Origin of the sequence: Streptomyces sp. ISL-100 (assembly GCF_018614615.1) — a bacterium.
In the GTDB taxonomy this organism is placed as follows: domain Bacteria; phylum Actinomycetota; class Actinomycetes; order Streptomycetales; family Streptomycetaceae; genus Streptomyces.
This window is the reverse complement of sequence record NZ_JAGGOK010000050.1, coordinates 37,809-43,541: the sequence shown is the minus strand read 5'-3', so window position 1 is coordinate 43,541 and position 5,733 is coordinate 37,809. Positions and strand designations below refer to the sequence as shown.

6 protein-coding genes and 2 pseudogenes are annotated in these 5,733 nt (G+C 69.6%); 4 read left to right on the top strand and 4 right to left on the bottom strand.

All coding sequences use genetic code 11. From position 1 onward, the window contains the following. Positions 1–23: 23 nt before the first annotated feature. The gene (locus tag J7E89_RS22350; protein WP_214976149.1) at positions 24–617 is read right to left on the bottom strand and encodes an NADPH-dependent FMN reductase; all 594 of its coding nucleotides are present in this window, start codon (positions 615–617) and stop codon (positions 24–26) included. A gap of 357 nt (positions 618–974) precedes the next feature. Here J7E89_RS22350 and J7E89_RS22345 point away from each other — a divergent pair, with 357 nt between their 5' ends. Next, positions 975–2,018 carry an aspartate-semialdehyde dehydrogenase gene (locus J7E89_RS22345; protein ID WP_214976148.1) on the top strand — a complete coding sequence of 348 codons (1,044 nt, stop codon included), beginning with the start codon at positions 975–977 and terminating at the stop codon, positions 2,016–2,018. Positions 2,019–2,101: 83 nt separating this feature from the next. Here J7E89_RS22345 and J7E89_RS22340 read toward each other — a convergent pair whose 3' ends face one another. Together J7E89_RS22340 and J7E89_RS22335 are read right to left on the bottom strand one after the other, a co-directional pair. Continuing rightward, entirely contained in the window at positions 2,102–3,007 is a 906-nt protein-coding gene (locus tag J7E89_RS22340; protein WP_214976147.1) for a LysR family transcriptional regulator, read from the bottom strand. A 16-nt stretch (positions 3,008–3,023) separates the two neighbouring features. Next, positions 3,024–3,209, bottom strand: coding sequence for a hypothetical protein (locus J7E89_RS22335; RefSeq protein ID WP_214976146.1), 186 nt, complete (start codon positions 3,207–3,209; stop codon positions 3,024–3,026). 252 nt (positions 3,210–3,461) lie between these two features. On the opposite strand from J7E89_RS22335, the gene J7E89_RS22330 reads away from it, so the two are divergent. Next, complete coding sequence (locus tag J7E89_RS22330) at positions 3,462–4,469, top strand: helix-turn-helix transcriptional regulator (protein ID WP_214976145.1); 1,008 nt, start codon at positions 3,462–3,464, stop codon at positions 4,467–4,469. A gap of 9 nt (positions 4,470–4,478) precedes the next feature. Here the strand turns inward: J7E89_RS22330 and J7E89_RS22325 are convergent, their stop codons facing one another. After that, positions 4,479–4,688, bottom strand: coding sequence for an MbtH family NRPS accessory protein (locus J7E89_RS22325; RefSeq protein ID WP_214976144.1), 210 nt, complete (start codon positions 4,686–4,688; stop codon positions 4,479–4,481). Between the two features lie 131 nt (positions 4,689–4,819). Here J7E89_RS22325 and J7E89_RS22320 point away from each other — a divergent pair. Together J7E89_RS22320 and J7E89_RS22315 are read left to right on the top strand one after the other, a co-directional pair. Continuing rightward, positions 4,820–5,125, top strand: a pseudogene (locus J7E89_RS22320) (helix-turn-helix transcriptional regulator); the annotation flags it as partial. A gap of 5 nt (positions 5,126–5,130) precedes the next feature. After that, positions 5,131–5,568: pseudogene (locus J7E89_RS22315) on the top strand (VOC family protein); the annotation flags it as partial. Positions 5,569–5,733: the final 165 nt, after the last annotated feature.

The window sequence follows — 5,733 nt, the reverse complement described above, 5'->3', positions numbered from 1 at the left end:
GTCGCCGCGGTTCCCGGCCTTCCTCACCGTGCCTGGAGCGCCGTGGCCCGCAGGGCCCGGTGCGCCTCGGCGAACTCGACGACCTGGCCGGCCATCGCGGTCAACTGCTGCTGGATGTGCGGGTCGTCGTACTCCCCGCTCGCGGTGAAGCCCGCCGCCGCGCTGTTCATCGCGACTCCCAGCGGAGTGCTCCAGCCCCGGAGCGCGTGCACGACGTCCCGCAGGGCGCCCAGCGTGCTCACCGCGCCCTGCCAGCCCTGCCCCACGGACAGACAGCCGACGGCGCGTCCGGTCAGGTACGGCCTGCCGTCCTCCCGCAACTCCTCGGTGTAGTCGAGGCCGTTCTTCAGCAGGCCCGACACCGTCCCGTGGTACGCCGGGCTGGCGAGGACCACCCCGTCGGCGGCGACGAGCGCGGCCAGCAGGCGGTGGGCCTCGGGCGGCAGTGCCACGGCACGCGGATCGTAGAGGGGCATGACCAGTTCGGCGCCGCCGATCAGAGTGACGTCCGCACCCAGCCGGGCCGCTTCGGCCAGCACCACCCGCAGCCCCTGCTCCACGGTGGAGCCCGGCCGCGAGGACCCCCCGATTCCGACGACCTTGACGGCCTGCTGCATGAACCCACCCATTCGATTGCCGAACTCCCGGTCGCCCAGGACCGTTCGGCCCCAACCCTTGGCCAAGCGAAACTTCGGGGTCAACGTCATCCCGACGGGCAGATCCGATCGTCCGCTTCGGGGATTCCGATCGGGGGCGGGCCGACGGGGGCGAAGGGGGTCGAGAAGGGGCCAGGGGCCAGCCGGCCGATCGGCGCCGCCGATGGGAGCCATCGGTGATCCGCGTACGTTCTGATTGCTGGTCAGAAGGGGTACGGCGATAATCTTTCCCTGCTTTCAACTACTACTTCCGGTTACTTCCGGTCGACGACCGACGACCGACGACCACGCCCCGGCTCTACTCGATCGGCGATATCCATGCCCCTGGTCGACGACCCGCTCGCCCCGCGCATCGCCATCGTCGGCGCGACCGGCGCGGTCGGTGGCACCCTCCTCGAACTGATCGAGGACCGGGGACTGCGCTACCGGGAACTGCACCTCGTGGCCTCCGCCCGCTCGGCCGGCCTCGAAATCCGGGTCGGAGACCGCGACTACCGCGTGACAGACCTGACCGGCTTCCACTTCGGCGACGCCGATGTCGTCTTCTTCTCCGCAGGTCACGCCGTCAGCCGCGCCTGGGTGCCGATCGCGGTGGCCCACGGCACCCTGGTGATCGACAACACCTTCGCCTTCCGGATGAACGCCGACATCCCGCTGGTGGTCCCGCAGGTCAACGCCTCGGAGCTGGACCGCCGCCCGGCGGCCGGCGTGATCGCCAACCCCAACTCCGTCACGATCCCGCTGGTCCGCGTCGTCCGCGACGTGGAGCGCCGCTGGGGAGTGCGCCAGATCGTCGTGAGTACGTACCAGGCCGCGTCCGGCAGCGGCCACTCCGGCATCGAGGAGCTCCAGGAGGCGTCCAGGCTCGCGCTGCAGGACCCGCAGGCGGAGATGCCGGCCAAGGAGTTCACGCCCGCGCTGGCGTTCAACGTCGTACCGCAGATCGGCCAGGTGCTGGCCAGCGGCTTCACGCTCCAGGAGCAGAAGCTGCTCCAGGAGTCACGCAAGATCCTCGGACTGCCCGACCTCGACGTGACGGCGACCTGTGTCCGGGTCCCGGTGGTCAACGGCCATTCAGCGGCGGTGTGGGTCGAGTGCCTGTCACCGGTGGACCGTACAGAACTGAAGGCACTGCTGGGCGCGCCGGCCGACGTAACCGTCCATGACGACGGCATGCACGGGGATGTCCTGACTCCCGCCACCCTGGGCAACCCGAACCACATCCACGTGGGACGGATACGAATCTCCCCCTCCAACCCGAACAGCTTCCTGCTGTGGCTGGTCACCGACAACCTCCGGGTGGGCGCCGCGCTCAACGCCCTCCAGATCATGGAGGAATTGGTGGCCAAGGGGCACGTGTGAGGGACCGGCCGCCCCCGAACACCACAAAGCCACCGGTACGTCGACTTCACGACGACGTACCGGTGACCTGGGGGCGGAGGGCCTCAGCCCACCAGTTGCAACTGATCCTGCGCCATGAACTGAACCGTACGGTCGATGAACACCCGCATCTCCCGGGTGAGCTGCCGGCCCCGGCGCCACGCGATCTGCGTGAACACCTCGAACGGCGGCTCCCAGTCCAAGACCGTCAGCGTCCCGGCGGCGACCGCGTCGGACACCGCCATCGTGGGCAGCACGCTGACCCCGAGACCGGCCGCGAGCCCGCGCTTGACCGACTCGATGTTGCCGAACTCCAGCAGTTGTACGGGCCGGCCGGCGCCGGCATTGAGCTCGGCCTCCAGCAGCCCCCGATACGCGCACCCCGCCTCGGGCGCCAGAACGCGTGCCCCGCGCAGCTCGTCGGTCGTCACATGGCGCACCGACGCGAGGGGATGACCGGGCGCGGCGACCGCGACCAGCGGCTCCCGCCCCAGCACCTCGGTCCGTACCCCGGCGTGCTCCGTCTCCGCCTCCATGAGGAACCCCATGTCGAACTCGCCCTGCCGCAGCGCCTCGCACGTCTGGGCGCACTGGCTGGGCCGCAGCGCGAGCTGGAGCAGGGGGTAACGGTGGTGGAAGAACTCAAGCACCGGCGGCATGCGGTAGGACGTGAGGCTCTCCGTCGTACCGATCGTGAGCACACCCGAAGGCTCCGCCCAGCCGGTCGTCTTGTCCCGGGCCTCGTCGACCAGCGACAGGATCTGCTCCGCGTACGGTACGAGCCGCTCCCCGGCGGCGGTCAGGCGGATACGCCCCCTCAGCCTTTCGAAGAGCTCCACGCCCAATGCGACTTCCAGTCCCTTGACCTGGGCGGTAACGCTGGACTGCGCGTACTTCAGCTCGGACGCGGCCCGGGTGAAACTCAGCAGCGTCGCGACTCGGTGGAAGGTGGTCAGCTGTCTCAGGTCCACGCCGGCTCCCGACCGTTCACTGCCAGCCCATGTCCGGCTGCGGCCCCTCGGCGGACATCGTCCCCGCCCCCTCCGTGGCTGCCGACACGGTGGTGGCGGTGGCCGTGTCGCCGGGGGTGAGGGCAACGACGGCGGGTGCGAGGAGCGCCGCGGCGGCGAGCGCGGTGACAGCGGCAGCCTTGGCGATACGGGCACGGAACATGACCGGCGTCCTTTCGGGACGTAAATCCAAGAGGAAAACTTCGTCTGGCGAACCGGCCGTGGACCGATTCCTGGCGGATTCGTCCGCCTCGGAAGTAGCATCACCGCAGGTGAACCTTGGGGGAAGGAAAACGGCGGGCCGCTTTGGGTCATGACCCAAAGTGGCCACCGTGTCACTGACCGGCCCTGGCGGGCCGCCCCTGCGCCGTACGCAAGACGATGGAGCAACACCGCCGGAACGGGGAACTGAGCGATGCTTGAATTACTGGGACTGGATACGCCGACCGAAGCCGTGTACCGGGCCATGCTGGAACGGCCTCAGGACGACGTCACCGCACTCGCGCGACACTTGAACCTCGCCGAGGACGCCGTACGAGCCGCCTGGGACAAACTGTCCAAACTGTCCTTGATCCAGCCTTCCGCCGCCCCCACCCAGCCACCCCGGGCCGTCAACCCGGAGCTCGGCCTCGATTACCTGCTGGCCCGAAGACAGGCGGAGTTCGCCCTGCACCGGCAGCGCATGGCGGCAGCACGGACGGCAGCCTCCCAACTGATCTCCGAGTACGCCGACCAGTACGCCGACCGCAGGCCGGCCAGGGGCCAGGTCAGCATGGAGCACCTGGCCGACGTGGCGCAGATCCGGGCCAGGCTGGCAGTACTCACGGACAGCGTGCAGCGGGAGGTGATGGCCTTCGCCCCGGGCGGCGCGCAGACCGAGGAGAACATGGCGTCCGCACGCCCACTGAACAAAAAACTGCTCGGGCGCGGGGTGAAGATGCGGACGATCTACCTGGAGAGCGTCCGCAACTGCGCGGCGAGCGTGGCCCACGCGAACTGGCTCACCACGATGGGCGGCCAGGTCCGCACGGCGGGCGAGCTCCCGCTCAGGATGACCCTCCTGGACCGGGAGACGGCAGTCATCCCCCTCAACAGCGAGGACAGCAGCGAAGGCGCGGTGGTCATCACAGGAAAGGGAACGCTCACCGCACTCTGCACCCTCTTCGAGACCGTCTGGGAGGCTTCTCGCCCACTGGGCGACAAGCCCCGCCGCGACGCCGGCGAACTCGACCGGCAGGAGGCGGCGGCCCTGCGGCTGCTCGCCGAGGGCCACACGGACGAGGGCATAGCCAAGCGCCTCGGCGTCTCGCACCGCACGGCCCGCCGCATCGCGACGGCCCTCATGGACCGCCTGGGCGCCCGCAGCAGATTCGAAGCGGGCGTAAGAGCGGTCCAGCGAGGCTGGCTCCCCCACGACCTGTAACAGCCCCACTTACACCGACTGACCAGCGACCCGGCGCACGCTCAGCGGCCGCTGGTCGGTCCAGACGACCTCCACATGCGCCAGGCACTCCTCCCGGGACCCACTGAAGCCCGCACCGCGCCACCCGTCCGGCAGGCCGCGCCCCTCCGGCCAAATCGAGTACTGCTCCTCATCGTTGATCACAACGGCGAAACGGCCCTCTTGGTCGTCCTGGACCACGACCCACCTCCACGACTTTGCTCGGGGTTACACCGCCCACCCTGAGCCGCACGGCCCCCCGCCACAACACCGCCCTGATGAAACCTCCCGAACCCCCACATCGGCAGAACCGATGCCGCCCCAAGCCCTGGGACATGTCGGCCGGGCACCTCAGCCGGCAGTTCCGGCTCGCCCACGGCAAGTCGCCGTACGCCTACCTGATGAGGCGTCGCATCGAGCGCGCGACGGCGCTGCTGTGTCGCGGCGAGCTCAGCGTCACCGAGGTCTGCTTGGCGGTCGGCTGCTCATCGCCGGGCACCTTCAGCACCCGCTTCACCGAGCTGGCCGGCATGCCGCCCACCACCTACCGGCGCCACACGGCGGGCGCTGCGGCGGGGCGAGTCGCCAGACCGGTCAGGAATCGAGAAGCACCGACGGCCGAGCGGCAACTAGCGTGACGGACATGACCTCCTTCGCATCCGTCACCCTCGAGGTAGCCGATCCCACGGCTGCCAACCGCTTCTACACCGCTTTCGGTCTGGGCCCTCAGGTGCGTCTGCAGGCGTCGGAGGCGCCGACGACCGGCTTCCGTGGGTTCACGCTGTCGCTCACTGTCTCCCAGCCGGCCACCGTCAACGGCTTCAGCGGCGCCGCCCTCGACGCCGGTGCCACGCCGCTGAAGCCTGCCGCGAAGTCGTTCTGGGGCTACGGCGGCGTCGTACAGGCCCCGGACGGAACGATCTGGAAGGTCGCCACGTCGGCGAGGAAGGACACCGGCCCGGCCACCCGGCAGATCGACGAGATCGTGCTCCTGCTGGGAGCCACGGACGTGGCCGTGAGCAAGCGGTTCTACGTCGATCGCGGCCTCGCCGTGGCGAAGAGCTTCGGCCGCAAGTACGTCGGTGAGGCCTGATCCCATATGGAGGCGCACCCGCCCAGCGAGATCCGCTAGGCTGTCAGCGGTCAGTGGGCTACCAGGTCGCCCGCTCGGGAAAGCGTCCGTGAGGACTCCACCCCAGCGGCGTCTGCACGTCGGCTGACCAGGAGGTTTGCCGCACCGGCCGAC